Here is a 26512-nt window from a genome sequence, read left to right as displayed (position 1 = left end):
GCGCGGCAGCCGGGATTACTCCCCGCGAGACTTCGCAGCCTTGCGCGCGGCCCTTGAGTTCGGCTTGCCACCCTTGGGAGGGCCGTCGTTCTTGGCGAAATTCGGCTTGCCGGGCTTCTTTGCCCAAGGCTTCTTGTCCGAACGCTCGGAAACTCTGCCCTCGCCTGCATGCGCCCGTTCCGGCTTGCGGTCGGACTTCCATTTCGGCTTGCCGCCGTCCTGTGGGCGGGCATCCCTGTCGGCGAAGGGCTTCGTCTTGCCGTAGGTTCCTTCCCGCTTCGCCTGCGAAAAATCCGGTATGCCAGCGAGCGGCTTGACGCGGATGCCTCTTTCCAAGGTCTTGTCCGGGCCGATGGCCGACAGGAAGCGTTCGGCGCCTTCTTGTGAAAATTCGACGAAGGTTTCCTCGGGCTGCATCTTGATTGCGCCGATGTCGCGCTTGGTCAGGTTGCCATTGCGGCAGAGCATCGGGATCAGCCAGCGCGGCTCGGCATTCTGCTTGCGGCCGACCGAGAGCGACACCCAGACGCCGTCGGTGAAGTCGTTGCGTCCGGCGGACGGCCCGTCGTGGTGAGTGACGGGGAAATCGTCGCGGCGTGGCTTTCTGCGCTCGCCTTCGGCGGGCACGTCCTGCAGTTCTTCAGGCGCGGAGTGGCCGGCCCGATATTGCCGCAGGAACGCAGCGGCAACCTGCTCGGCGCCATGGCGCTCCAGCAATTGTTGCACGATCGATTGCTCATCTTCAGCAAGCGGCGCGGCAAAGACCGGATCGGCGAGAAGACGCTCATCGTCACGCAGGCTCACCTCGTCGGCTGACGGCGGCTTTGCCCAGGTGGCGCGGATGCGGGCAGCTTCCAGCAGGCGTTCGGTACGGCGACGGGCGCTGAGCGGCACGATCAAGGCGCTGACGCCCTTGCGGCCGGCGCGGCCGGTGCGGCCGCTGCGGTGCAGCAGGGTTTCCGGATTGGTCGGCAGGTCGGCGTGAACCACCAGTTCCAGGCCCGGCAGGTCGATGCCGCGGGCGGCGACGTCGGTCGCGATGCAGACGCGGGCGCGACCGTCGCGCATGGCCTGCAACGCGTGTGTGCGTTCGCTCTGGCTAAGCTCACCAGAAAGCGCAACGACGGAGAAGCCTCGGTTGTTGAAGCGCGCCGTCAGATGGTTGACCGCGGCACGCGTCGAGCAGAAGACGATAGCGTTCTGCGCTTCGTAATAGCGGAGAACATTGATGATGGCGTTTTCCCTGTCGCTCGGGACGACCGTCAGGGCGCGATAGTCGATATCGACATGCTGCTTGGTTTCCGAAGCGGTGGCGATACGCACGGCGTCGCGCTGGTAGTTTTCGGCGAGCTTTGCGATCGAACGAGGCACGGTTGCCGAAAACATCAGCGTCCGCCGGTCGGCGGGCGCAGTTTCCAGAATGAATTCGAGATCCTCGCGGAAGCCGAGATCGAGCATCTCGTCGGCCTCGTCCAGCACCACGGCCTTGAGCCCGGAGATATCAAGCGAATTGCGGCGAATATGGTCGCAAAGGCGGCCTGGCGTACCGACGACGATATGCGCGCCGCGCTCAAGCGCCCGCTTTTCGGTGCGCATGTCCATGCCGCCGACGCAGGAGGCAATGGTCGCGCCCGTCAGTTCATACAGCCATTCCAGCTCACGCTGCACCTGCAGCGCCAGTTCGCGGGTCGGCGCGATCGCCAATGCCAGCGGCGTGCCGGCCGGGCCGAAGCGCTCGGCACCTTCCAGCAGGCTGGGCGCCAGCGCCAGGCCAAAGGCAACTGTCTTGCCAGAGCCTGTCTGGGCCGAAACCAATGCATCCTTGCCGGCAAGGCCGGGATCGAGCATGGCCTTCTGTACCGGCGTCAGCGCTTCGTAACCGCGCTTTGCCAAAGCCTGGGCGATCGCAGGAGCGATGCCTTCGAATTCGGTCATATCTTGTCTTTCGGAATTCTTCGCGCGCCAGCCGGCGCGGATCGTCGTGGCCCGCACGTTGCAGGCCTCTTCTTCAGGCGTGCACATACTTGGTCGGCAAGCCATTGTACAGAGCAGGCGCGTATTTGTGCGGCGCACAACGAAAAAAAGGCAGCGGATGGCGCTGCCTTTGAGGTCTATGCTGCCTAACGAAAGCTCGAGTCAATCAACGTCATGTCTCGGGAGCCTCACGGCTCCAAGCCGTCCTAACTCATACGAACAGCCCCAAGTTGGACTTTACCTTTGACCAATCTCTCTTAACGCCGGGTTACCGCCGATAGGTCAGCGTTTGCCCATGAGTTTTAAGGGACTATCAGTTTTTGAGCTCCTCCAGCCCGGAAAAGAGGTCCAACGCCTCGGGATTGGCGAGCGCTTCCTTGTTCTTCACCGGCCGGCCATGCACGACGTCGCGGACAGCAAGCTCGACAATCTTGCCCGATTTCGTGCGCGGAATATCGGTGACGGCGATGATCTTGGCCGGTACATGCCGCGGCGAGGCGCCGGTGCGAATGCGGGCCTTGATCGCCTTGGCCAGATCTTCGGTCAACACCGCGCCCGCGGCCAGGCGGACGAAAAGCACGACACGCACGTCGTCATCCCAATCCTGGCCGATGCAGAGCGCTTCGAGGACTTCGGGCATCTGCTCGACCTGATTGTAGATCTCGGCCGTGCCGATACGCACGCCACCGGGATTGAGCGTTGCGTCCGAACGGCCATGGATGACCAAGCCACCATGCTCCGTCCATTCGGCAAAATCGCCATGGCACCAGACGTTGTCGAAACGCTCGAAATAGGCGGCGTGATATTTGACACGATCAGGATCGTTCCAGAACATCACCGGCATCGACGGAAAGGTTTTGGCGCAGACAAGCTCGCCCTTTTCGCCGCGCACCGGCTTACCCTCTTCGTTCCAGACATCGACGGCAAGGCCGAGGCCAGGCCCCTGGATTTCGCCGCGCCAAACCGGCTGCAAGGGATTGCCGAGCACGAAGCAGGAAACGATATCGGTGCCACCCGAGATGGAGGCAAGCTGGATGTCGTCCTTGATGCCCTCATAGACGAAGGAGAAGCCTTCCGGCGACAACGGCGAGCCGGTGGACGTCATCAGCCGCAGGCTGGAAAGGTCGTGCGACGTCTTCGGCGTCAAGCCGCTCTTGCGCACTGCATCGATATATTTGGCCGAGGTGCCAAACACGGCGAACTTCTCCGCCTGCGCATAGTCGAACAGGATATTGCCATCCGGCGCGAAGGGCGAACCGTCATAGAGGCAGAGCGTAGCGCCAGCGGCAAGCCCGGTCACCAGCCAATTCCACATCATCCAGCCGCAGGTGGTGAAGTAGAAGACCTTTTCGCCGGGGACCACGCCGCAATGCAGGCGGTGCTCCTTGATGAGCTGCAATAATGCGCCGCCGGTCGAATGGACGATGCATTTCGGCACGCCCGTCGTGCCCGAGGAAAACAGAATGAACAGCGGATGCGAAAATGGCAGCGGCACGAATTCGACGGACTTCGCCTCGAAGGGCGCGATGAACGCATCCAACGTTCTTGCATCCGGCGTCACAGCCGCGACCGCATCGGCATCGCCGGCGTAGGGAACAATGACGGCAGGCGCGCCGAGGCGCTGCGCGATGGCACTGACCTTTGCCGTCACATCCTGCAATTTGCCGCTGTACCAATAGCCGCTGCAGGCGATGAAGAGTTTCGGCTCGATCTGGCCGAAACGATCCAAGACGCCCTGCTCGCCGAAATCCGGGGAGCAGGAGGACCAGATGGCGCCGATCGAGGCGGCGGCCAGCATGCAGGCGATGGTTTCCGGCATATTCGGCATCATCGCCGCGATGCGGTCACCCTTGCCGATGCCAAGGGCGCGATAGGCCTGCTGCAGGCGCGATACCATGGCCGAGAGCCGATCCCAGGACCAGCGGTCGCGCACCTTGTCTTCGCCCCAGAAGACCAACGCATCGCCCTCGCCGCTTTTCGACAAAAGGTTCTCAGCGAAATTCAGCTCGGCATCGGGAAAGAAACGCGCCTCCAGCATCAGGTCGCCATTAATTAGCGCCCTTTCGCCGCGTTTTCCCTTGATGCCACAGAAATCCCACACTGCCGTCCAGAAGGTTTCACGGTCGGCAATCGACCAGGCATGCAGGCTGGCGAAATCGGAGAGCGAAAGGCCGAAGCGTCGGTTGCAGTCTTCCATGAAGACGAACATCGGGCTCTGCCGGCGAAATTCATCCGATGGCGTCCAGAGCGGCTGACTGTCTCGCATATTATCTCCTCCGGTTTTCGGCTTATATACCATGCTGCAGCGCATTATAAAGTCACTGAGTTGTCGGCATTCCCGCTGTACAATGTTTGCATCCGCCGATCATTTCCTATATCCGGCAAACGCAGGCATATCAGCGCTATCCGTATGAAAGTCTGAGTTGGATCATGAGAGCGTCGAGGAACAAGAAGTGGTTGATAACGATGCGATCGGCCTCGCGCTGGCTACCTGCCGTTGCGCGCACCACGGGTATTGTCCTTCTCACCATCATCATCGTCTTCGCCGTCTTCAGAGCAACCGCTCCTTTCCTGATTTCCAGCGGCCTGGTTCGCGCCGGCATCGAGAACGCGCTGTCGGACTGGACGGGATATCGCGCCCAGATCGAGGGCACGCCGACGCTGGAATTCTGGCCGACGCCGCGCGTGACGCTCAACCAGATCACCATCCGCGAACCGACGAAAAACGGCAAGGTGCTCGGCCACGTCGACAGCCTCTCGGCGGATTTCTCGCTGTTTGCGGCACTGCGCGGACGCGCGCATTTTCATGAATTCCATTTCGTGCGGCCGGTGATCTATATCCGGCGCGACGAGACCGGTCTGATCGACTGGACGAATGAGGGGCTGCTGTCCAAAGCAATCGAACGGGTGGAGACATCCTCCAACCAGAGCACGCCGATAAGCAAGGATCAGGATGCCGTCATCGGCATGCTGACCATCGAGGACGGCAGCGTCGAGATGACGGACGATCGCAGTGGCAATCTCTACAAGATGACCAGCGTCAATGCCGACATCTCCTGGCCGCGGCTGTCTGGGGCGATGACTGCCGTCATCCTGGCGCGGCTCAACGGTCAGGACGTCAAGATCGATTTCAATTCCGCCCAGCCCCTGCTGCTCTTTGCCGGCAAAAGCGTCGATGCGAAGACAAGCTTCTCCTCTTCGCTGATCAATTGGGCCTATACCGGCGCCACCAGTATTTCCAATTTTTCCGCGCTCGCCGGAAATCTGGATCTGAGTGTGCCGAATGTGCCCTCCTTCCTGACCTGGAGCGGAGAACATCTGCCGGGCGCCGATACGCTGCGAAACGTCTCCCTCAATGCCGACGTCGCGGCAATCCCGAATGGCCTTCGCTTCAACAATCTGAGCTTCAAGGTCAACGATTCCGCTGCCTCCGGCGTCATGGACCTAAGCTATCCCACGGGTGGCAAGCCGAAGATTTCCGGAACGCTCGCCTTCGACCAGATGAATCTCAATCCGTTCCTGGCAGCCTTCTCCATGCGGCTCGCTGCCGATACCGCCATCGACGCCTTGCTCAACGGCAATCCGCTGCAGCGCCTCGATTTGGATATGCGGCTCTCGTCGAACAAAGCCGTGCTCGGTCCCTTCCAGTTCGATGATATCGGCGCCAGCCTGCTGGTCGCGGGCGGCAAGGCAAAATTCGATATCGGCGATAGCGGCTTCGAGGGTGGAGAACTCACCTCGCATCTGGAGGTCACGCAAAATGACTTCGATGGCGGCGGCAAATTGCAGATCTCCATCCACGATGCCGATTTCGGCGGGCTGTTCACCCGGCTCAACCTTGTAGGGCCTCTGCCGCTGACGACCGGATCTCTCGATCTTTCGCTCAGCACTTCGAAGCCGATCTGGGCCGCCAATCTCAGCGATGTCGCCGGCAAGATGCATTTCACCTCGGCCACCGGTTCCTTCCGGCAGTTCAACATCTCCACCTTCCGTGCGCTTGCCTCCCAAAAGGGCTTTTTCCGGATGAGCGATATCGGCGATACATCCTTCGACTTCGACAGCGTCGATGTCGATGCGAGCTTTGCCAAGGGATCGGTCGAAGTTCACAGTGCCAAGATCGTAGGCCGCAACGAAACGGTGACGCTGAACGGCGTCATTCCCTTCCGCAGTAACGGACTGGCGCTGTCGGGCACGATGCAGGCAAGCAACCCGGCCAATGCGGCGGAGCTGCCAATGCTGCCCTTTTTCATCGGGGGCACCTGGCCGGACCCGGTGATCTCGCCGGTCACGACGCTGCTGCAAAAACCCGGTCAGCAGCCACAGCAACAATAGGCGCCACCTACGGCGGGCTTGCCCTATGCCGCGGCGGCCGCCTGCTCGTCCCTCTGGCGCTGTACTTCGCGACGCTTGGTCACGATCGAGGCGCAGATGACGCCGACGGTGACGACACCGATCAGGATGGTGCAGATGGCGTTGATCTCAGGCGTCACGCCGAGCTTCACCTGGCTGTAGATCAACATCGGCAAAGTCTTGGCGCCGGCCCCCGAAGCAAATGTGGCAATCACCAGGTCATCCAGCGACAGCGTCAGCGCTAGCACCCATCCGGAAAACACGGCCGGCGCGATGATCGGCAGCGTAATCTCGAAAAAGGTGCGCACCGGCGGCGCGCCGAGATCGAGCGCTGCCTCCTCGATCGAGCGGTCGAAGCTCAGAAGCCTGGACTGCACGACGACCGCGACGAAGCACATGGTCAGCGTCGTATGCGCCATGACGATCGTCCAGAAGCCGCGATCGAGGCCGGCGGTGACGAAGAGCAGCAACAGCGACAGGCCGGTGATGACATCAGGCATGACCAGCGGAGCGTAGATCATGCCGGAAAACAGGATGCGGCCGTTAAAGCGCGTGTAGCGCACCAGCGTCAGCGCCGCGAGCGTGCCGAGGACGGTGGCGATCGTCGCCGAAAACAGGGCGATGCGCACCGTCAGCCAGGCGGCGTTGAGCATGTCGTTGTTTCGAAGCAGATGGCCGTACCATTGCGTCGAGAAGCCGCCCCAGACCGTGACCAGCCGCGAGGCGTTGAAGGAATAGATGACCAACAGCAGGATCGGCAAATACAGGAAGGCGAGACCGAGTGTCACGGATACGATGTTGAAGCGGGACCAGCGGGTCATGGCTTACCTCCCCTTCTCATCGGCTTTCGCCTGTATATGCTGGAAGAAGACGATGGGCACGACCAGCACGAGCAGCAGGATGGTCGCCACTGCCGACGCCAGCGGCCAGTCGGTATTGCCGTAGAACTCGCTCCACAACACCTTGCCGATCATCAACGTTTCGGAACCGCCGAGCAGATCGGGGATAACGAACTCGCCGACCGCAGGGATGAAAACCAGCATGCAGCCGGCGATGACGCCGGGGATCGACAGCGGGAAGGTCACGCGCCAGAAGGCGCCGATCGGCGTGCAGCCGAGATCCTGCGCCGCCTCGATCAGGGTGCCGTCCATCTTTTCCAGCGAGGAATAGAGCGGCAGCACCATGAAAGGCAGATAGGAATAGACCATGCCGATATAGACGGCGGTATTGGTGTTCAGGATCACCAGCGGCTCGTGGATGATGCCAAGCGCCATCAGCAATTGATTGAGCAAGCCCGTCGTGCTCAGGATCGACATCCAGGAATAGACGCGGATCAGGAAGCTCGTCCAGAACGGCAGGATGACCAGCATCAGCAGCGTCGGGCGAATGCTGCGCGGCGCCTGCGCCATGCCGTAGGCAATGGGATAGGCGATGATCAGCGTCAGGATCGTCGATATGCCTGAAATCTTCAGGCTCTGGACATAGGCGTTGAAATAGAGCGGATCGCCGGCCAGCCAGGTGTAGTTGTCGAAGGACATGCTCTGCAGCTTGTCCCACCAATCGCTGAAACTGTCCGACCAATTGAAAGCCGGATCATAGGGCGGAACCGAGAGCGCCTTCGTCGACAGCGAAATGCGGAAGACGATCAGGAAGGGCGCGAGAAAGAAGATCAGCAGCCAGGCATAAGGAACGATGATGACGAGGCGCTGGTAGATGGATGAGCCGAGCGTCCTCATGATCAATCCTTCAGCAGCACGCCGGCATTTTCATCGAAGGAGACCCAGACGTCCTGATCGTAGGCGAAAGGCTCCTCGACAGCGCGTACCGCATTCAGCGACGAGGCCTTCACGACCTGCCCGCTCTTCAGCTTGACGTGGAGCACCGTCATGTCGCCGAGATAGGCAATATCCCAGATCTCGCCCTCTGCGGCATTGACCGAGGCGTTGGCGGGCGGCCGCGGCGTGACACGTAGCTTTTCCGGCCGAATGGCGAAGCCCGCACGGCTGCCTTCGGTGGGCATTTCGCCGGTTGCCGTGCGCAAGGTGAAGCCATTGTCGACGGCGATCTCGACCGTGCCGCTATTTGCGCGCGTGACATTGCCATCGAGAATGTTCACGTCACCGATGAAGTCGGCGACGAAGCGGGAATTCGGAGCCTCATAGATCTCCGCCGGCGTCGCCACCTGCACGACCCTGCCATGGCTCATAACCGCGATGCGGTCAGCCATGGTCATCGCCTCCTCCTGGTCGTGCGTCACGACGACGAAGGTGAGGCCAAGGCTCTGCTGCAGGTCCATCAGCTCGAACTGGGTTTCCTCGCGCAGCTTCTTGTCGAGCGCGCCGAGCGGCTCGTCGAGCAGCAGCACCTTCGGCCGTTTGGCGATCGAGCGGGCGAGCGCCACGCGCTGGCGCTGGCCGCCGGAGAGCTGGTTCGGCTTGCGCTTGGCAAATTGCTCCAGCTTCACGAGCTTCAGCATCTGCGCGACGCGTTCGGCGATCTCCGCTTTCGGCATGCCGTCCTGGCGCAGCCCGAAGGCGATGTTCTTTTCCACCGTCATGTGCGGGAAAAGCGCATAGGATTGGAACATCATGTTGACGGGACGGCGATAGGGTGGCGTGCCAGCAAGGTTCTGGCCGTCCAGCACGATCTCGCCCGTCGTCGGCTGCTCGAAGCCGGCCAGCATGCGCAGCAGCGTGGACTTGCCGCAGCCGGATGCGCCGAGCAGGGCGAAGAATTCGCGGTTGTAGATATCCAGGGAAAGATTGTCGACGGCGGTGAAATCGCCGAACTTCTTGGTGACGTTCTTGAAGGAAATATAAGGCTTTGCCGAAGGATCGGCCCAAGGAGCGAAGGAACGCCGGATATTGCCGAGAGACTTCATCATCTATCCCCGAAATGAATGCCGCTCCGGCTTTTCCCCATCCGGTAGCGCTTCAGATTTCATATTATTCCATCCAGAACTGCGCGCCCTGGATCACCATTGCACTAGAGCGGCAAAGCGTTTCACGGAATCGCTTTCCCGCTCTATCCTTGTTTTTGCGCATTCCGGACGGAAAACCGCTTCGCACTTTTCCTGGAATTGCTCCAAGGAAAGGCCCGGGCGTTTCCGTCCGGGCCTTTGTCTGACTTACTGACCGGTCACGACCTTGGTCCACAAGCGCGTCGCCAGGCGCTGCGTTTTCGGATCCCACGGCGTCACCGTGAACAGGTGCTTCATGATCTCATCGGTCGGATAAACTGCCGGATCCTCAAGGATTTCCTTGTTCACGAACTGCTGCGAAGCCTTGTTGCCATTCGCGTAGGCGACAAAGTTGCTGGCCTTGGCGATGACTTCCGGCTTCATGATGTAGTTCAGGAACGCATGCGCCTCGGCCACATGCGGTGCATCGGCCGGGATCGCCATGACGTCGAACCACATCTGCGCCTGTGCTGGGATCGAATAGTCGACATGGACGCCGTTCTTCGCCTCTTCGGCGCGGTTGCGCGCCTGCAATATGTCGCCGGAATAACCGAAGGCGAGGCAGATATCGCCGTTGGCGAGCGCATTGATGTATTCGGACGAATGGAACTTGCGGATGAAGGGCCGGATCGACGTCAGGAGCGCTTCCGCCTTCTTGAAATCCTCAGGCTTGGTCGAGTTCGGGTCGAGGCCGAGATAGGCCAGCGCCGTCGGGATGACATCCTTCGGCGCGTCAAGCATGTAAATGCCGCAATCCTTGAACTTGGCAGCGACCTTCGGGTCGAAGATCACGTCGAGGGTCGGCTTGTCGTCGGTGCCGAGGATCTGCTTCACCTTGTCGACATTGTAGCCGACGCCGTTGGTGCCCCACATGTAGTCGACGGCATATTGGTTGCCGGGATCATAGGTGGAGATGCGCTTCATCACCATGTCCCACATGTTGGAAATGTTTGGCAGCTTCGACTTGTCGAGCTTTTGGAACACGCCTGCCTTGATCTGGCGTTGCATGAAGTCCGCCGTCGGCACGACGATGTCGTAGCCGGTCTTGCCAGCAAGGAGCTTGGTCTCCAGCGTCTCGTTGGAATCGAACGTGTCGTAGACGACCTTGATGCCGGTTTCCTTGGTGAAATCGGCCAGGATCGAATCATCGATGTAATCCGACCAGTTGTAGATATTGACGACCTTGTCTTCGGCCTGAGCTGCCGTCACCAGCGAAACGGCGGCAAAAGCCGTTGCTGCCAGCCGTGCGAACATGGACTTCATGGTCTCTCCTGTTTGTTCAAGGGCATCCCGGCGATACCCAACCCTCTGTTTTTCCCGTCAGACTAGAAAGGAATTCCGAAGGCCACAAGGGGGAAAAGCAAGGCAGTATGAGCTTTGGCGGATTTGCCGAAAATCGGCAGGCGACACCCGCGGAAACGGCAATATGCGGAGCGCACGTGATTGTGAACGCAAGACCCGCTTCCCGCGTGAATGCCGGGATGAGCTTTGCTAACATCGGGCCGTCTCATCCTACAAATAGCCTCCCGCCTATTTCGCCGCCCTGCCCCAAGGGCAAAATCAACCCGCGTGTCCAAGGGTTTCCATCATGCAGTATCAAAAATTCGGCAATACCGGTCTCAGCGTCTCCCGCCTGTGCCTGGGCACCATGACCTTCGGCCTGCAGATCGAGCAGGAAGACATCGCGCATGCCATTCTCGACAAGGCGACCGATGCCGGCGTCAACTTCATCGATACGGCCGACGTCTATCCGCTCGGCGGCGGCGAACAGCTTGCCGGCCGCACCGAGGAGATCCTTGGCCGCTGGTTGAAGGGCAAGCGCGACCACTTCATCGTCGCCACCAAAGCGGTTGGTAAGGTCGGTCCCTCTCCCTGGGACCAGGGCGCATCGCGCAAGCACCTGCTCGACGCCATCGATGCGTCGCTGCGGCGTCTCGGCACCGATTACGTCGACCTTTATCAGCTCCATTCCGACGACCGCGAAACACCGATCGACGAAACGTTGGAGGCGCTCGACGTCATCGTGCGTTCGGGTAAGGCCCGCTATGTCGGTGTCTCGAATTTCCTTGCCTACCGGCTGGCGCTCGCACTCGGCCGCGCCGATGTCCTGCACACCGCCCGCTTCGTCTCCGTGCAGCCGCGCTACAATCTGCTGTTCCGCCAGATCGAGCGCGAGCTGTTGCCGCTCGTGGAGGAACAGCGCATCGCCGTCATTCCCTACAATCCGATCGCAGGCGGCCTTTTGACTGGCAAACACAGGCATGACGTCGCGCCGACGGAAGGCCGGTTCAGCTCGCAATTGCGCAGTGCCGGCGCCAACTATCTGCAGCGCTACTGGCACCAACGCGAATTCGAGACCATTGAGAAACTGCGCGGCATCGCCGATGAAGCCGGCCATTCGCTCACCCAGCTTGCCGTCGCCTGGGTGGCCGCCAATCCGGTGATCACCTCCGCCATCATCGGCGCCAGCCGCCCGGACCAGTTGACCGACACGCTTGCCGCCATCGACCTCAAGCTCGATCCGGCGCTGAAGGCAAAGCTGGACGACGCGACGGTGGAATATCGCTGGGGCGACGCGGCTCGCTGAACATTGGTCCGTTATCCGGGATCAAGATACCGGCGGCGACCATGGCCGCCGGTTTTCATATATAGGTAGGCCGGTTGCCGGCGAAGAGATCAGCATGGCTCTTCAGCAGTCGCGTCATGCGATCGACCACGGTGCGGATTTCGCGGCGATGGCGGTCGGCATCGTTCATGACGATCCACTGCCCGTGACGAAGCGACGCAACTTCCTCGCCGACCCGCTCCAGCCGCGGCTCCAGATCGCCAACGAAGCAAGGGAGAACGGCGATGCCCGCTCCCGCAAGCACGAGATCGTAGAGGGAGCGTGGCCGGTTAACGGTCACCGCGATCGCCTCGCGCTGGTTCTGATGCGGCCAGCGCAGGTAGGCGGAGATCGCATCCTCTTCCGCGACTGCGATCCAGCGTCTCGGCCCGGCGAAACGCATGTTGCGGGCTTGATAGGCCGCATAGGCGACATCGCCGGTCTTGACGGCCGCCAGATTGGTCTCCTCCGGCTCGAAGGCGCGGATGCCGATATCGCTTTCGCGATGGGCAAGGCTGGCACGGCGTTCGGCGAGATTCAGATCGATGCGGAAGCCGTCGCGTTCGGAGCAGATCGATGGCATGTTCTGGCTGAGCAGCCAGCCGACCCAGGTGCCCGCCGCGATCCGGACGATTGCCGCACCCTGGGCGTCGCGCTGCCAGCTCTCGATCTTACGCGCAGCCGCTTCCATCTCCAGCAGTTGATCGAACAGCTCCTGGCCGTCGCCGGTCAGCACATAGCCCGTCTGGCTGCGCTGGAAGAGCGAACGCCCGATCTGGCTCTCCAGGTCCAGCATGCGCCGGCCGATCGTTGCCGGGCTCAACCCGCTTGAAGATGCAGCGCCCGTCAGCCCGCCGCCGCGGGCGACATCGAGGAAAAGTTGATAGGAATCCCAAAGAGCATTTTTCATAACTGAAAAATATAAGGGGAAAATGGTCGTTTATAAAGAAAATTCCTCTGTGTAATTGAAGGGATGCCTCCCAATATGGAGACTTCCCATGATCGATTGCATCGCCTTAGCTAGAATTATCCAACTGGAGAACGACGCCCGCCAGGCGCAATGGCGCCGCAACGAGGACGCTTTCTATCAGGAATATGGCCGCGACCCCTGGGCGCTATTTACCTGGTTCGCGAACGCTCTCGATGCCGGCTATGCATGGTTCAAAACGAAAAAGGCGGACCGGCCTGATATCGGCCGGTCCGCCTGTGATGGTGACGATTGCTGCGGTCAGGCGGCTTCTGCTCGCATATAGCCCACGCCCTGCCCGCCTTCGATCTTGAACTGCTGGATGAGATAGAGCAGCGCGTCCGCTTCGGAGGCCAGTTCGCGGCTGGCCGCCGTGGTTTCTTCGACCATGGCCGCATTCTTCTGTGTCATCTGATCCATCTGGTTGACGGATGAGTTGACCCCCTGCAGCGCGCTTGCCTGGTCGTGGCTGGCGCGCGCGATCATTTCCACATGCTGGCTGATGGTGACGATCTGGCCGCTGATCTGGGCGAGCACGGAGCCCGCCTCCTGCACGAACTGCGAGCCGGAATTGACCTCGTGGGTCGATTTGTTGATCAGCCCCTTGATCTCCTGCGCCGCAGCGGCTGAGCGTTGCGCAAGTTCGCGCACCTCCATGGCCACGACCGCGAAGCCCTTGCCGGCTTCGCCCGCGCGGGCAGCTTCGATACCGGCATTCAAGGCCAGCAGGTTGGTCTGGAAGGCGATCTCGTCGATGACGCCGATGATCTGCTCGATCTGGCGTGAAGCATCTTCGATACGCCCCATGGCGTCGATAGCGTTACCGACGACGACGGAGCTGTCGTCGGCGCTGCGCTTGGCTTCGCGCACGATCGCATCCGCTTCCTTGGCGCGCTCGGCGGAGGAGCGGACGGTGACGGTGATCTCATCCACAGCGGCGGCGGTTTCTTCCAACGCGGCCGCCTGCTGCTCGGTGCGCTTCGACAGGTCCTCGGCCGAGGCTGCCATCTGGCTGCCGTTGCTCTGGATCATCTCGACATTGTCGCGCACCTGGCTGAGCGTCTGCTGCAGACGCGAGAGCGAGCTGTTGAAATCCTGGCGGAGCTGTTCGAGGCGGCCGATGAAGGGCGTTTCGATGCTCGAAGAGATATCGCCCTGAGCCAGGCGCTCGAGGCCGGCGGCAAGCTCGCTGACGGCGAAGTCGATCTGGCGGTCGAGCTCGCGCTTTTCGGCATCGTTGCGCTGGCGCTCGTGCTCGGCGGCGGTTCGTTCCTCGTCGCTCTGTTCTTCGATGCGGATCTTCGAGAGCGCGTTTTCCTTGAAGATACCGAGCGCGCGGGCCATGTCGCCGATTTCGTCGTAACGCTGCTCGCCGGAGATCGCGGTTTCCAGCATGCCGTCGGCAATGCGGCGCATGGCGGCGGTGATCTGACCGATCGGACGCTGCAGGGTCAGGACCAGGGCGATGCCGCCGGCGACCGAGAGGATAATGCCGAGCGTGGTAGCGAGGATCGAGATGTAGTTCGCCTGGTCGCGCTCCGTGCCGGCGCTTTGCTTCTGGGTTTCGGCAAAGGCGGTGAGCTGACCCCAGACCTGATCGAGCTGCTGGCGGGCGCTGGCATATTCGGTGATGCGCTGCGCGATGGTATCGACCAGCTTGCCACCGGCATCATCCATCGACTTGATCGCCGGACGGATGGCCTTGTCGATATCGCCGGCAAAATCCATGTTCTTGGCGCTCTGGTTCAGGGTATCCATGTCGCCGCCAAGCTTGGAGACTTCCTGACGCAGACGAACGAGATTGTCCTTGTTAGTATTGGTGGTGAAGTCGGCAAGCACGAGCTGCAGCGAATAGATCGAAGCTTCGAGACGGCGGGTGTCCTGCAGAATGGAATTGGTCTGGACGACACGAGCATCCAGTTGAACGAAGGTCGTGGTCGCCTGGCGCATCATCTGCGTCGCCGTGAGCTGCGTATAGGTAGACATCTGCCGGAAGCGAGAAAGCAATCGACCGATCGAGGTGATGGTATCGTCCGTCGGAGCATCGGCGCTTTCGGCGAAAGGCGTCAGATCCTTGATGGTGCCAGCCAGCGACTGCACGACGCTTTTCTGGTTCTGCGGCACAGCGAGATCGATCGCGCGTAGCGCCTTGTTGAGGTCAGGCAATCGGTCCTTGAGCAGCTTGACCTTGTCGGCAGGCGTTGCGGCCTTGTTGAAATCTTCGGCGACGGAGACGAGCGAATCGCCCCCCTTCAGCAGGCGGTCGGCGGCGCGCAACGTCGCGGTCGCGTCGGCCTCATCCTTGCGCATCTGGTCTTCCAACTGCTGACCATCGTAGTCGACATTGAAACGGGCGCTGATCAGCGCCCTCTGCGCGTCTTCGATCACCTTGCGAAAGGCGACTTCCTGCTCGTGCAATGTCCAGAGCTTGGCGACCACGTTCGAGGTGTCGGCGGTCTTGGTCGTCGCGTCCATCAGATTGTCGCGGCCCTCCGCTTCCTTGCCGAGCTGGGCCATCGTTGCGTTCAGAACGCCCTGCTGCGACTTGATATCCTGATAGAGCTTGTCGCGTTGCTGTTCGTTGGTAATGCGCAGGAAGTCATCCATCGAACCGTAGAGGTTCTTGAAGCCCGTCAGCGATTGCAGCACGCTGTTGGAAATTTCCATGCGCCCCTGCAGCAGGCCGGAAGCGTAGAGCCCGGTGAGGCCTACGGCGGAAATGCTGATGACGAAAGGCAGGACGAAGATCAGAACCTTCGTCTTGATCTTGAAACGGGACAGGATCTTGTCAATGAACATGGTGCCTCTGGCCTCTCATACGCCGCACTCACCCTGCCGACGCCGCCACGGCGCTGACCGGATACACAACCATCAATCTTAAAATTTTTCGCAGACGGGGTCCCAACCATGTCGGGAGGCAATCATTGCTTCGGCTCTACGTTGTAGAAGCACGCCCCAGAAAATCTTCGGGGATTGTGAGTTCGATTAATTAATTTTCGGATAAGGCGGCGTGCCAATGAGCGACAGGGCGTTTGATAGCGACAGAAAGCCTTGAAATGCAGGGATGCGAGGCCTCAGCCGAGAGGATGTCGGGCGTATGCACACATGACGGCCGCCGGGAAGGCGGCGGCCGAAGCCGATCAGGCCGATGATGTCAGAAGCTGCGCACCGCGAGGTAAGCAATGCAGGCAGCCGTGGCGCCGGTCGCCAGCATCAGCAGCCGGATGGCCACCAACTTGGCATTGTCACGGGTTTGAGCAATTGCAATAGCGCGAGCGCGACGTTGTGTTCTATTCATGAGCCTAAATCCCATTTTCGCACTGACACGATAACCGGCAAAAGGTCGTTCCGGCAACTGCCAATGTGGACAATAAAGATGTAGGAAAGGAAAATGCCGGAACCAGAGCCTAGCCGCAATTGTCGCACCCAGCGAATATTTGTCCGAAAGGTGTAGGATTCCTTGCCCGGCAGTTCTACTTCAGTAGCACCTCAACGAAGATGCTTCCGTTACGCGGCCGCGTGTGGCGTTGGACGAAGTCAAAGCGAGCGCTTCAAGCTGCCTCGCCGGCGACATGGCCCGAGGCCCAAGCCCACTGAAAATTATAACCGCCGAGCCAACCGGTGACGTCGACACATTCGCCGATGAAAAAGAGGCCGGGGATGGTTTTTACCTGCATCGTCTTTGAATCGAGGCAAGCCGTATCGACGCCGCCAAGCGTGACTTCTGCTGTCCGATACCCTTCGGAACCCGACGGCTTGACCGGCCAGGCCTGGACCGCGGCGGCAAGCTGCTGCAGGCGCCTGTCGGGTTGATCGGCCATATTGCCCGACATGCCCTCTCCCTCCGCGAAATGCTGCGCCAGCCGCTTCGGCAATATCTCCGCCAAAGCCGTCTGCGCCGATTGCCGGCCGTTGGCTTGGCGAGCTGTTTTCAGGGTGATGAAAATGTCGATTTCGGGCTCGATCGCGACGGTGATCTCATCCCCTTCCCGCCAGTAAGAGGAGATCTGCAGGATTGCCGGGCCGCTCAAGCCGCGATGGGTGAAAAGCAGGGCTTCGCGGAATGCGGTCTTGCCATGGCGGATTTCGGCAGGCGCGGCAATGCCGGCAAGCGGTGCCAGGCGCTGAAGAAGCTGGGGATCGAGGGTCAGCGGCACGAGGCCGGGGCGGGTCTCGACAAGCGGCAGGCCGAACTGTTCGGCGATGCGATAGGCAAAGCCGGTGGCGCCCATTTTCGGGATCGACTTGCCGCCGGTGGCGATGACCAGAGAGCTTGCCTCCAAAGCACCCTCCGATGTGGCGATCCGGTAGCCCCCGCCGGCGATCGGTTCGATGGCACCGAAATCGGTGCGCAGCCGTAACTCCACGCCGGCCGCCCGCATCTCGTCGATCAGCATGCGGATGATGTCTTTGGCGCTGTTGTCGCAGAAGAGTTGCCCGAGCGTCTTCTCGTGCCAGGCGATGCCATGGCTTTCGACCATGGCGAGGAAATCCCTTGGCGTGAAGCGCGCCAATGCCGATTTGGCAAAATGCGGATTGGCCGAGAGGAAGTTCTTCGGGCCAGCATGGATATTGGTGAAATTGCAGCGGCCGCCGCCGGAAATCCGGATCTTCTCGCCCGGCGCTGCGGCGTGGTCGAGCACCGCGACAGAGCGCCCGCGCTGGCCGGCGCGAATGGCGCACATCATGCCCGCGGCACCTGCGCCGAGGACGATAACATCATATCTGCCGGCCACGTTTCATTCCTTTACCCATTGCTGCGCCGCATCATCGCTTTTCCATCATATGGCGAAAGTCCGAGCGGTTTCCCCCTCGCCAATTGGCAAACTGCCGTTATGATGCAATCACCGATCAACGCAAATACGGTGTTTTATGGCCGCGAAAAAGACCCCGCTGAAAGCTTCCTTGCAGGTCTCGAAAGTCGCAACAGTTCCCCCCAGCTTACGATCGGCGCGCGGCGTTGCAAATTGGAAGGAAGCGGCTCAATGGCTGCGGGCACGCGGGATCGAAGACATAGAGTGCATTACGCCGGACCTTGCGGGCGTGCCGCGCGGCAAGATGATGCCCACCTCGAAATTCACCTCCAACACCTCGCTGGCCCTGCCCTCGGCGATCTATCGCCACACGATTTCGGGCGAATATCCCGAGGAGACCGAAAGCTTCCGCTATGAGCCGCGCGACAGCGACCTGAAGCTGGTGCCCGATCTTTCGACGCTCTCGGTGGTGCCCTGGGAGAGCGATCCGACGGCGCAGGTGATCTGCGATATCGTCAATTCCGATGGCGAGGAAGTCTCCTACACACCGCGCAATGTATTGAAGCGCATCATGAGCCTCTACCGCGAGCGTGGCTGGAAGCCGGTCGTGGCGCCGGAAATCGAATTCTACCTCGTCGCCAAGAACGACGATCCGGACTATCCGCTGCATCCGCCGAAGGGCCGTTCGGGCCGCTCGATCCTCGGCGGCCAGGGTTATTCGATCGCTGGCATCAACGAATTCGACGAATTGATCGACGACATCTATCACTTCTCGGAGAAGCAGGGCCTGGAGATCGATACGCTGATCCATGAAGAGGGTCCGGCACAGCTCGAAATCAACCTGCGTCATGGCGATCCGATCGAGCTTGCCGACCAGGTGTTCATGTTCAAGCGCACCATTCGCGAAGCGGCGATGAAGCACGGCATCTATGCCACCTTCATGGCCAAGCCGATCCAGAGCCAGCCGGGCTCGGCGATGCATATCCACCAATCCGTGGTCGATATCGTGACCGGCAAGAATGTTTTCACCAATCCGGACGGCAGTCCTTCGCCGGAATTCTTCCACTTCATCGGCGGCATGCAGCGCTACGTGCCGAATGCGCTGGCGATGCTTGCGCCCTATGTGAACTCCTATCGACGCCTGGCGCCCAACATGTCCTGCCCAGTCAACAACGCCTGGGGCTACGACAACCGCACAACGGCGTTCCGCGTGCCGGTCTCCGATCCGCAGGCCCGCCGCGTCGAGAACCGGTTGCCGAGCTCGGACGCCAATCCCTATCTGGCGCTCGCGGCCTCGCTCGCCTCCGGCTTGCTCGGCATCATGAAGAAGGTGGAGCCGACCGCACCGACCGAAGATTCCGCCAATGAGGGTTCGATCGACCTGCCGCGCGGACTTCTGGAGGCCATCGCACTGCTGGAGGACGAACCAGCTTTCGAAGAGGTGCTGGGCAAGGACTTCATCGACCTCTATGTCGGCGTCAAACGCGGCGAATTCGAAACCTTCATGCAGGTGATCAGCCCCTGGGAGCGTGAATTCCTTCTGCTGAACGTGTGAGGGGGCGCCCATGACATTGCAGGAAGCGTGGCAGAGCCCGATAGCGCCTGGGCTTTCCTGGTATCAGGCAACCGTCGGCCCTCGCCCGGCCTATCCAAAGCTCGACGGCTCCCGGCGCGCAGACGTTGCGATCATCGGCGGCGGCTACACCGGCCTGCAGGCAGCCTACAATCTTGCCAAGGGCGGCGTCGATGTGGTGCTGATCGATGCCAACCGCTTCGGCGACGGCGCATCCGGCCGCAATGGCGGCCAGCTCGGCACCGGCCAACGCTCCTGGCCCGAGGAGCTCGAAGAGAAGATCGGCTACGAGCGTTCAAAGGCACTGTTCGATCTTGCCGAGGACGCCAAGCGCCATCTTCTCGACTTTGCCGCCGAGCAGGGCATCGACATCGACTTCATGCCCGGCCAGATGAATGTCACCCACAAGCGGAGCTACAAGCGCGCCTATATGGAGAACGCCGAAATCGCCGCGACGCGCTATGGCTATCCGCATGTGAGCTTCATGGATCAGGCCGAAACCCAGGAGCGGCTCGGCTCAAAGCTCTATCTCTATGGCGTCAGGGATATGGGCACGGGCCATATCCATCCGCTGAAGCTTCTGATCGGCCTCGCGCGGGTAGCGCAGGCCGCCGGTGCTTCGCTCTTCGAAATGACGCCGGCGAAGGCGATCCGGCAATCCGGCGGCAAGACGCTGATCGAGACCGACAGCGGCACGATCACCGCCGACCGCGTGCTGATTGCCTGCAACGGCTATATCGGCAATCTGGAGCCGGTGACCGCAAGCCATGTGATGCCGATTCGCTCTTTCATCGGCGCTACCGAGCCGCTCGACAAATTTCCCGATGTCCTGCCCGGCGGCGAAGCAGTGGCGGATTCGCGATTCGTGGTGCGTTATTTCCGCAAGTCGAAGGATGGGCGTCTGCTGTTCGGCGGGCGCGAGGCCTATACCGCAGATAACCCGCGCGACATAACGCAGCACATCCGCCGCCAGATCGCCGAAATCTACCCTGCCCTCGGCAATATCAACATCACCCATGCCTGGGGCGGATCTGTCGGCATCACCATGCCGCGCCAGCCTTTCGTGCGCGACGTCATGCCAGGCGTCACGTCCATCGGCGGCTATTCCGGACACGGAGTCATGCTGTCAAATTATTGCGGTAAACTCTATGCGAAAACGGTTCTCGGGAACGCCGACGACCTTGCGCTTTTCAAGGCGTTGAACATCCCGCCCTTTCCCGGCGGTGCCCGCATGCGGGCGCCTCTCCTGTTCCTGGCGCTCTCGTGGTTTGCGTTGCGCGACAGGTTTTAGATCCGGAGCGGATTTCCTCTTTCGGCAATCCGCTCTAAAAAGCCGAGTCTGAATTTTGCGATGCACACTGGCCTTTTTAAATCGATTAGATTAAAAGGGGCCTCAACCAAGACCGATTGAGAGATCCCTCATGAGCAGCCAAATCATTCCCGTTGAACCATTTGACTATGTCGTTTTCGGCGGCAGCGGCGATCTTGCTGAGCGCAAACTCCTGCCTGCCCTTTATCACCGTCAAATCGAAGGCCAGTTTTCCGAGCCGACTCGTATCATCGGCGCATCGCGCAGCGCGCTGTCGCATGAAGAATACCGCAAATTCGCCGAAGCGGCGCTGAAAGAGCACCTGAAAAAGGGTGAATACGACGATGCGGAAGTGAAGAAATTCTGCGCGCGCCTGTTCTACGTGCCGGTCGATGCGCGCAGCGATGCTGGCTGGGATCATCTCAAGAAGCTTCTGGACGAAAGCAAGGACCGCGTCCGCGCTTTCTATCTCGCCGTCGCTCCCGGCATTTTCGGCGACATCTCGCAGAAGATTCACGAGCACAAGCTAATCACCAAGCAGACCCGCATCGTCGTCGAAAAGCCGATCGGTCGCGATCTCGCTTCCGCCCTGCAGCTCAACGACACGATCGGCAAGGTCTTCAGGGAAGAGCAGATCTTCCGCATCGACCACTATCTCGGCAAGGAAACGGTGCAAAACCTGATGGCGCTGCGCTTTGCCAACGCGCTTTATGAGCCGCTGTGGAACGCCAACCACATCGACCATGTGCAGATCACGGTTGCGGAAGCGGTCGGCCTCGAAGGGCGCGCCGGCTACTACGACACGGCCGGCGCGCTGCGCGACATGGTGCAGAACCACATCCTGCAGCTCCTCTGCTTGACCGCGATGGAAATTCCGTCCTCGATGGACTCCGAAGCCGTTCGCGACGAAAAGCTGAAGGTTCTGCGCGCCCTGAAGCCGATCGACGCTTCCAATGTCGAGCAGGCGACGGTTCGCGGCCAGTATCGCGCCGGCGCTTCGGCAGGCGGCCCAGTCAAGGGCTATCTCGACGAGCTGGAAGGCGGCGTTTCCAACACCGAAACCTTCGTCGCCATCAAGGCCGAAATCGGCAACTGGCGCTGGGCCGGCGTTCCCTTCTACATCCGCACCGGCAAACGTCTTGCTGGCCGCATGTCGGAAATCGTCATTACCTTCAAGCCGATCCCGCACAACATTTTCGATCAGGCCGCCGGCCGCATCGTCGCCAACCAATTGATCATCCGCCTGCAGCCGGACGAAGGCGTCAAGCAGTCGCTGATGATCAAGGACCCGGGTCCGGGTGGCATGCGCCTGCGCAATGTCTCGCTCGACATGAGCTTCGCTTCGGCATTCAATGTCCGTAACCCGGACGCCTATGAACGCCTGCTGATGGACGTCGTCCGTTCCAACCAGACGCTGTTCATGCGCCGCGACGAAGTGGAAGCCGCATGGGAATGGGTCGATCCGATCCTCAAGGGCTGGGAAGCCACCAGTCAGCCGGTGCAGGGTTATACCGCCGGCACTTGGGGTCCGAGCCAGGCCATCGCTCTGATCGAGCGTGACGGCCGCACCTGGCATGACGATATCTAACCTGGGACGAGGACGATGACAGCGAACATGCATGCTTTCGCCAATGGCGCCGAACTCGCCGGCAAGCTCGCGGACAAGGTGGTCGAGGTTCTCTCGGCCGCCATCGCCGCCCGCGGCTCGGCAAGCATTGCGGTCTCCGGCGGTTCGACGCCGAAGGTCTTCTTTCAAACGCTGTCATCGCGTTCGCTCGATTGGAGCAAGGTGACGATTACCCTTGTCGACGAACGGTTCGTGCCGGCTGACAATCCGCGCTCGAACCACCTGCTCGTTCAGGAAAACCTGCTGAAGGACAAGGCGGCGGCGGCACAGTTCTTTCCGCTTTACCAGGACGTGCCTTCCGTCGAGGAAGCCGCCGTCATCGCCACGGAAAAGACCAAGTGCATCGGCTTTCCCTTTGACGTCGCCATCCTCGGCATGGGCAATGATGGCCACACGGCTTCGTTTTTTCCGGGCGGGAGCAATCTCGTAGCGGCGCTCGATGCGAAGAGCCCGCGCGGCATCATTACGATGGAAGCCGAAGGAGCCGGCGAACCCCGGCTGACCTTCACCTTCTCCAGCCTTCAGGATGCCAGATTGCTGGTGCTCCATATCGAGGGAGAAGGCAAGAAAGGCGTTCTCGCCAAAGCGGAAGCGCCGGGCGAAGAGACCGAGATGCCCATCCGCGCCGTTCTGCGCCGGGCTGCCTCTCCGGTCGAGATTTATTGGGCTCCCTGATACGGCCGACAGGCCTCGTCATCGAACCCTGAAAGACACAGCAACATGTGCTGCGCCATGTGCCCGTAAGGGCGCACCGGCAAAGCATTGACTTTTGAACCTCGCGCCACGCCCTCCACCAAGACAGATCGAAGCGATCTTCAGGGCACCGCGCAACAGACGGAGGCAGATCGACCATGGCCGCTGACGCCCGCATTTCCGCGATCACTACACGCATCATCGAGCGCTCGAAGCCAACACGCGAGCGCTATCTGGACCGCCTGCGCAATGCCGCAACAGTGGGCGCACAGCGCGCCGTGCTCGGCTGCGCCAACCTCGCGCATGGCTTTGCCGTCTGTTCCCCCACCGAGAAAGAGGCATTGGCGGGCGACCGCGTGCCCAATCTCGGGATCATCACGTCTTATAACGACATGCTCTCGGCGCATCAGCCCTTCGAGACCTATCCCGCGATCATCCGCGAGGCGGCCGCAGAGGCAGGCGGCATCGCCCAGGTTGCCGGCGGCGTGCCGGCCATGTGCGACGGCGTCACGCAGGGCCAGCCCGGCATGGAACTCTCGCTCTTCTCGCGCGACCTGATCGCCATGTCGGCCGGTGTCGGCCTGTCGCACAATATGTTCGATGCGGCCGTCTTCCTCGGCGTCTGCGACAAGATCGTGCCCGGCCTCGTCATCGCCGCTCTCTCCTTCGGCCATCTGCCGGCCGTCTTCATTCCGGCCGGGCCGATGACCTCGGGCCTGCCGAACGACGAGAAGTCCCGCGTGCGCCAGCTCTATGCCGAAGGCAAGGTCGGCCGCGCCGAGCTTCTTGAAGCGGAATCGAAGTCCTATCACGGCCCCGGCACCTGCACCTTCTACGGCACGGCCAATTCCAACCAGATGCTGATGGAGATCATGGGCTTCCATATGCCTGGCGCCTCCTTCGTCAATCCCGGCACGCCGCTGCGCGAAGCGCTGACGCGCGAAGCCACCAAGCGCGCGCTCGCCATTACCGCCATGGGCAACGAATTCACGCCTGCCGGCGAGATGATCGACGAGCGCTCGATCGTCAACGGCGTCGTCGGCCTGCATGCGACTGGCGGCTCGACCAATCACACGATGCACCTCGTCGCCATGGCGCGGGCAGCCGGCATCATGCTGACCTGGCAGGACATTTCCGAGCTTTCGGACATCATCCCCCTGCTCGCCCGCGTCTATCCGAACGGGCTTGCCGACGTGAACCACTTCCATGCCGCCGGCGGCATGGGCTTCCTGATCAAGGAGCTTCTGAAGAAGGGGCTGCTGCACGACGATGTCCGCACCGTCGCCGGCCAGGGGCTTTCCGCCTATTCGATCGAGGTGAAGATCGGCGCCGATGGCGGCGTCGTCCGTGAACCGGCACCGGAAAAGAGTGGCGATCCGAAGGTCCTGGCAAGCATCGAGACGCCCTTCCAGGGCAATGGCGGCCTGAAGATGCTGCGCGGCAATATCGGCAAGGCGGTCATCAAGATTTCCGCCGTCAAGCCGGAGCGCCATATCGTCGAAGCGCCGGCCGTCATCTTCCACGACCAGCTCGAAATGCAGCAGGCCTTCAAGGACGGTAAGCTGAACCGCGATTTCGTCGCCGTCGTCCGCTTCCAGGGACCGAAGGCGAACGGCATGCCGGAGCTGCACAAGCTGACGCCCGCACTCGGCGTGCTGCAGGATCGCGGTTTCCGCGTGGCGCTGCTGACCGATGGGCGCATGTCCGGCGCGTCCGGCAAGGTCCCGGCCGCCATTCACGTCACCCCCGAAGCCGTCGAGGGCGGACCGATTGCCCGCATCAAGGAAGGCGACATCATCCGCATCGATGCGATTGCCGGTACGCTGGAGGTGCTGGTCGACGCCGCCGACATGGCCGAACGCGAGCCCGTCGTTGCCGATCTCTCCGAGAATGAATTCGGCATGGGCCGCGACCTCTTCGCCCCCTTCCGCCGCGCCGCCGGCCCGGCCGATCAGGGCGCCAGCGTCCTGTTCCGTCATTGAGACAATAACAGCCCCAAAAAGAGCCCGCGCAGCATCTGCCGCGCGGGCTCTTTTTTTCGGTCGAAATTAAGCGCGGATATCGAGCACGCGGTCGCGATGCGACGGATGGGTGCTGTAGACGAAGATCTTGTTCATTTCCTTTTCCGACAACAGGCGCAGGAAACGGACCTCGATGGTGTTGTTGGGATAAACCTTCATCAGGATGCAACCGACCTTGGTGATGCGGGCATCGGGGATGTCGAGATAGAACTGCTTTGGCAGATTATATTGTGTGAGGATCGCCAGGACTGCGCTGCTCTGCGAGATGCGGATGATATCGCAGCGGCGCGACGCCAGGTTCATGACGCCTTTTTCGGTATATTCGATCCGCGCGGCGTTCATCGTGTCCTCCATCCGATACCGCACCTCGCGGTCGTACATGAAGGACTCTTCCTTGTTGAGGAAATGTTGGCCTGGGTTAGCGGTGCCGGAAGCTGCCATTATCGTAAATCCCTGAAGTATATTACGAACCTCAGGCTATCAGCGGGTATTTAACAGAAGGTTTGGAAGCGCTAGACCAAGTTGCATTTTATTGTATTTCTACACTTGGACTAGCGCTCCCGCACCCTTGGGAGGATGCCTTATTGCTTACGATAGGTGTGGCCATCAGCATCGAAGAGATGCAGCTTCTGCCTATCGGCCGCAAAGCGCATCTTCTGCCCGCGCTTAACGTCTGCGATGCCCGGTATCTTGACGATGATCGGCTCACCATCCACCAGGCCCTCGATATAAAGTTGCGTAACCTCGCCCAGGGCTTCGACGATGGAGACCTCGCCCTCGAAGAGGTAGTTCTCGTCAGTCGCGATCCGCAGGTCTTCCGGGCGAACGCCGAAGCTTGCGGTCTTGCCTTGCTCGGATGCCGCCGTCGCAATGTCGAGCATCACCGTCTTGCCGCCCGTCAGCGTCACCGTCGTCGTTGCGCCGGTTCCGGTGACCGTCGCCGGGATGATGTTCATGGCCGGCGAGCCGATGAACTTCGCCACGAAGAGGTTGGCCGGGTGTTCATAGAGTTCGAGCGGCGCGCCCACCTGCTCCACGCGACCGGCCGACAAGACGACGATGCGGTCCGCCAAGGTCATGGCTTCCACCTGGTCGTGGGTAACGTAGATCATCGTCGTCTCGGGCATGGAGTCGCTGAGTTTGGCGATCTCGATACGTGTCGCGACGCGCAGCGCGGCGTCGAGGTTCGATAGCGGCTCGTCGAACAGAAAGACCTTGGGGTTGCGGCAGATGGCGCGGCCGATTGCAACACGCTGGCGCTGACCGCCCGAAAGGGCCTTGGGGAGACGCTCAAGATATTGCGTGAGCTGAAGGCTCGCTGCGGCAGCGCGAACGCGGCGGTCGATCTCCTGCTTGCTTTCCCCGGCAATGCGCATGCCGAAAGCCATGTTGTCGAAGACCGTCATGTGTGGATAGAGAGCATAGGACTGGAAGACCATCGCGATGCCACGTCTTGACGGCGGCACCTCGTTGACCTTTTGCCCTGCGATGAGCATGTCGCCGGAGGTGATGCTCTCAAGCCCGGCGATCATACGCAGCAATGTGGATTTGCCGCATCCGGACGGGCCGACGAAGACGATGAATTCGCCCTCTTGGATATCCAGATCGATGCCATGCAGAACATGCACATTCCCGTATGATTTTCGGATGTCCTTTAGAACAAGCCCTGTCATCTATGCT

Annotated in this window: 20 protein-coding genes; 8 read left to right on the top strand and 12 right to left on the bottom strand. The window is 61.0% G+C overall.

Annotated features, from left to right (window positions below):
- Window positions 1-15 precede the first annotated feature (15 nt).
- Together GGD50_RS00430 and GGD50_RS00425 are read right to left on the bottom strand one after the other, a co-directional pair.
- Window positions 16-1935, bottom strand: a complete 1920-nt coding sequence (locus GGD50_RS00430; RefSeq protein ID WP_107107235.1) for a DEAD/DEAH box helicase — start codon at window positions 1933-1935, stop codon at window positions 16-18.
- 352 nt (window positions 1936-2287) lie between these two features.
- A complete protein-coding gene (locus GGD50_RS00425; protein WP_107107077.1) occupies window positions 2288-4240 on the bottom strand; it encodes an acetoacetate--CoA ligase in 1953 nt (650 codons plus the stop codon).
- A 164-nt stretch (window positions 4241-4404) separates the two neighbouring features.
- Between GGD50_RS00425 and GGD50_RS00420 the strand changes: the two genes are divergently transcribed.
- Window positions 4405-6306, top strand: coding sequence for an AsmA family protein (locus GGD50_RS00420; RefSeq protein ID WP_107107234.1), 1902 nt, complete (start codon window positions 4405-4407; stop codon window positions 6304-6306).
- 23 nt (window positions 6307-6329) lie between these two features.
- On the opposite strand, the gene GGD50_RS00415 is transcribed toward GGD50_RS00420, so the two are convergent.
- From GGD50_RS00415 to GGD50_RS00400, 4 genes are all read right to left on the bottom strand, one after another.
- Window positions 6330-7145, bottom strand: coding sequence for an ABC transporter permease subunit (locus GGD50_RS00415; RefSeq protein ID WP_107107076.1), 816 nt, complete (start codon window positions 7143-7145; stop codon window positions 6330-6332).
- A gap of 3 nt (window positions 7146-7148) precedes the next feature.
- Window positions 7149-8060, bottom strand: coding sequence for an ABC transporter permease subunit (locus tag GGD50_RS00410; RefSeq protein ID WP_107107075.1), 912 nt, complete (start codon window positions 8058-8060; stop codon window positions 7149-7151).
- A 2-nt stretch (window positions 8061-8062) separates the two neighbouring features.
- Window positions 8063-9205: an ABC transporter ATP-binding protein gene (locus GGD50_RS00405; RefSeq protein ID WP_107107233.1), complete on the bottom strand. Its 1143-nt coding sequence runs from the start codon at window positions 9203-9205 to the stop codon at window positions 8063-8065.
- A 246-nt stretch (window positions 9206-9451) separates the two neighbouring features.
- On the bottom strand, window positions 9452-10537 hold the full coding sequence (locus GGD50_RS00400) for a polyamine ABC transporter substrate-binding protein (protein WP_245407419.1): 1086 nt from the start codon (window positions 10535-10537) through the stop codon (window positions 9452-9454).
- A 334-nt stretch (window positions 10538-10871) separates the two neighbouring features.
- Between GGD50_RS00400 and GGD50_RS00395 the strand changes: the two genes are divergently transcribed.
- Window positions 10872-11870 carry an aldo/keto reductase gene (locus tag GGD50_RS00395; protein WP_107107072.1) on the top strand — a complete coding sequence of 333 codons (999 nt, stop codon included), beginning with the start codon at window positions 10872-10874 and terminating at the stop codon, window positions 11868-11870.
- Between the two features lie 55 nt (window positions 11871-11925).
- Here GGD50_RS00395 and GGD50_RS00390 read toward each other — a convergent pair whose 3' ends face one another.
- Window positions 11926-12798, bottom strand: coding sequence for a LysR family transcriptional regulator (locus GGD50_RS00390; RefSeq protein ID WP_107107071.1), 873 nt, complete (start codon window positions 12796-12798; stop codon window positions 11926-11928).
- Window positions 12799-12886: 88 nt separating this feature from the next.
- On the opposite strand from GGD50_RS00390, the gene GGD50_RS00385 reads away from it, so the two are divergent.
- Window positions 12887-13141: a hypothetical protein gene (locus tag GGD50_RS00385; protein WP_107107070.1), complete on the top strand. Its 255-nt coding sequence runs from the start codon at window positions 12887-12889 to the stop codon at window positions 13139-13141.
- Here the strand turns inward: GGD50_RS00385 and GGD50_RS00380 are convergent.
- The 3 genes from GGD50_RS00380 to GGD50_RS00370 form a co-directional block, all read right to left on the bottom strand.
- Window positions 13117-15654, bottom strand: coding sequence for a methyl-accepting chemotaxis protein (locus tag GGD50_RS00380; RefSeq protein WP_107107069.1), 2538 nt, complete (start codon window positions 15652-15654; stop codon window positions 13117-13119). The genes GGD50_RS00385 and GGD50_RS00380 overlap by 25 nt on opposite strands.
- Window positions 15655-16009: 355 nt before the next feature.
- Window positions 16010-16153, bottom strand: a complete 144-nt coding sequence (locus GGD50_RS00375) for a hypothetical protein (RefSeq protein ID WP_162950124.1) — start codon at window positions 16151-16153, stop codon at window positions 16010-16012.
- A 253-nt stretch (window positions 16154-16406) separates the two neighbouring features.
- Window positions 16407-17591, bottom strand: coding sequence for a BaiN/RdsA family NAD(P)/FAD-dependent oxidoreductase (locus GGD50_RS00370; protein ID WP_107107068.1), 1185 nt, complete (start codon window positions 17589-17591; stop codon window positions 16407-16409).
- Between the two features lie 136 nt (window positions 17592-17727).
- On the opposite strand from GGD50_RS00370, the gene GGD50_RS00365 reads away from it, so the two are divergent.
- From GGD50_RS00365 to edd, 5 genes are all read left to right on the top strand, one after another.
- Window positions 17728-19164: a glutamine synthetase family protein gene (locus GGD50_RS00365; RefSeq protein ID WP_107107067.1), complete on the top strand. Its 1437-nt coding sequence runs from the start codon at window positions 17728-17730 to the stop codon at window positions 19162-19164.
- Window positions 19165-19174: 10 nt separating this feature from the next.
- Entirely contained in the window at window positions 19175-20473 is a 1299-nt protein-coding gene (locus tag GGD50_RS00360) for an NAD(P)/FAD-dependent oxidoreductase (RefSeq protein ID WP_107107066.1), read from the top strand.
- A 130-nt stretch (window positions 20474-20603) separates the two neighbouring features.
- Complete coding sequence (gene zwf / locus GGD50_RS00355) at window positions 20604-22079, top strand: glucose-6-phosphate dehydrogenase (protein ID WP_107107065.1); 1476 nt, start codon at window positions 20604-20606, stop codon at window positions 22077-22079.
- A gap of 15 nt (window positions 22080-22094) precedes the next feature.
- The gene (pgl, locus tag GGD50_RS00350; RefSeq protein ID WP_107107064.1) at window positions 22095-22793 is read left to right on the top strand and encodes a 6-phosphogluconolactonase; all 699 of its coding nucleotides are present in this window, start codon (window positions 22095-22097) and stop codon (window positions 22791-22793) included.
- Between the two features lie 176 nt (window positions 22794-22969).
- Window positions 22970-24793 (top strand): phosphogluconate dehydratase, encoded by a 1824-nt coding sequence (gene edd, locus GGD50_RS00345; protein ID WP_107107063.1) that lies wholly within the window; start codon window positions 22970-22972, stop codon window positions 24791-24793.
- Between the two features lie 66 nt (window positions 24794-24859).
- Here the strand turns inward: edd and GGD50_RS00340 are convergent, their stop codons facing one another.
- Both GGD50_RS00340 and GGD50_RS00335 read right to left on the bottom strand, forming a co-directional pair.
- Window positions 24860-25273, bottom strand: coding sequence for a hypothetical protein (locus tag GGD50_RS00340; protein WP_181316004.1), 414 nt, complete (start codon window positions 25271-25273; stop codon window positions 24860-24862).
- A 140-nt stretch (window positions 25274-25413) separates the two neighbouring features.
- The gene (locus GGD50_RS00335) at window positions 25414-26505 is read right to left on the bottom strand and encodes an ABC transporter ATP-binding protein (protein ID WP_107107061.1); all 1092 of its coding nucleotides are present in this window, start codon (window positions 26503-26505) and stop codon (window positions 25414-25416) included.
- Between the last annotated feature and the right edge of the window lie 7 nt (window positions 26506-26512).

Source organism: Martinezella paranaensis (assembly GCF_014200235.1).
GTDB classification, from domain to species: Bacteria; Pseudomonadota; Alphaproteobacteria; order Rhizobiales; family Rhizobiaceae; genus Rhizobium; species Rhizobium paranaense.
This window is presented reverse-complemented; position numbering and strand designations above follow the sequence as displayed.

Excerpts from the sequence above, each read along its gene's own strand:
- GGD50_RS00420 (WP_107107234.1), top strand. The coding sequence starts at position 4,405 with ATGAGAGCGTCGAGGAACAAGAAGTGGTTGATAACGATGCGATCGGCC.
- GGD50_RS00375 (WP_162950124.1), bottom strand. The coding sequence starts at position 16,153 with ATGAATAGAACACAACGTCGCGCTCGCGCTATTGCAATTGCTCAAACC.
- GGD50_RS00380 (WP_107107069.1), bottom strand. The coding sequence starts at position 15,654 with ATGTTCATTGACAAGATCCTGTCCCGTTTCAAGATCAAGACGAAGGTT.
- GGD50_RS00365 (WP_107107067.1), top strand. The coding sequence starts at position 17,728 with ATGGCCGCGAAAAAGACCCCGCTGAAAGCTTCCTTGCAGGTCTCGAAA.
- GGD50_RS00430 (WP_107107235.1), bottom strand. The coding sequence starts at position 1,935 with ATGACCGAATTCGAAGGCATCGCTCCTGCGATCGCCCAGGCTTTGGCA.
- GGD50_RS00410 (WP_107107075.1), bottom strand. The coding sequence starts at position 8,060 with ATGAGGACGCTCGGCTCATCCATCTACCAGCGCCTCGTCATCATCGTT.
- edd (WP_107107063.1), top strand. The coding sequence starts at position 22,970 with ATGGCCGCTGACGCCCGCATTTCCGCGATCACTACACGCATCATCGAG.
- GGD50_RS00390 (WP_107107071.1), bottom strand. The coding sequence starts at position 12,798 with ATGAAAAATGCTCTTTGGGATTCCTATCAACTTTTCCTCGATGTCGCC.
- GGD50_RS00405 (WP_107107233.1), bottom strand. The coding sequence starts at position 9,205 with ATGAAGTCTCTCGGCAATATCCGGCGTTCCTTCGCTCCTTGGGCCGAT.
- GGD50_RS00335 (WP_107107061.1), bottom strand. The coding sequence starts at position 26,505 with ATGACAGGGCTTGTTCTAAAGGACATCCGAAAATCATACGGGAATGTG.
- zwf (WP_107107065.1), top strand. The coding sequence starts at position 20,604 with ATGAGCAGCCAAATCATTCCCGTTGAACCATTTGACTATGTCGTTTTC.
- GGD50_RS00360 (WP_107107066.1), top strand. The coding sequence starts at position 19,175 with ATGACATTGCAGGAAGCGTGGCAGAGCCCGATAGCGCCTGGGCTTTCC.
- GGD50_RS00415 (WP_107107076.1), bottom strand. The coding sequence starts at position 7,145 with ATGACCCGCTGGTCCCGCTTCAACATCGTATCCGTGACACTCGGTCTC.
- GGD50_RS00385 (WP_107107070.1), top strand. The coding sequence starts at position 12,887 with ATGATCGATTGCATCGCCTTAGCTAGAATTATCCAACTGGAGAACGAC.
- GGD50_RS00340 (WP_181316004.1), bottom strand. The coding sequence starts at position 25,273 with ATGGCAGCTTCCGGCACCGCTAACCCAGGCCAACATTTCCTCAACAAG.
- GGD50_RS00400 (WP_245407419.1), bottom strand. The coding sequence starts at position 10,537 with ATGTTCGCACGGCTGGCAGCAACGGCTTTTGCCGCCGTTTCGCTGGTG.
- GGD50_RS00395 (WP_107107072.1), top strand. The coding sequence starts at position 10,872 with ATGCAGTATCAAAAATTCGGCAATACCGGTCTCAGCGTCTCCCGCCTG.
- pgl (WP_107107064.1), top strand. The coding sequence starts at position 22,095 with ATGACAGCGAACATGCATGCTTTCGCCAATGGCGCCGAACTCGCCGGC.
- GGD50_RS00425 (WP_107107077.1), bottom strand. The coding sequence starts at position 4,240 with ATGCGAGACAGTCAGCCGCTCTGGACGCCATCGGATGAATTTCGCCGG.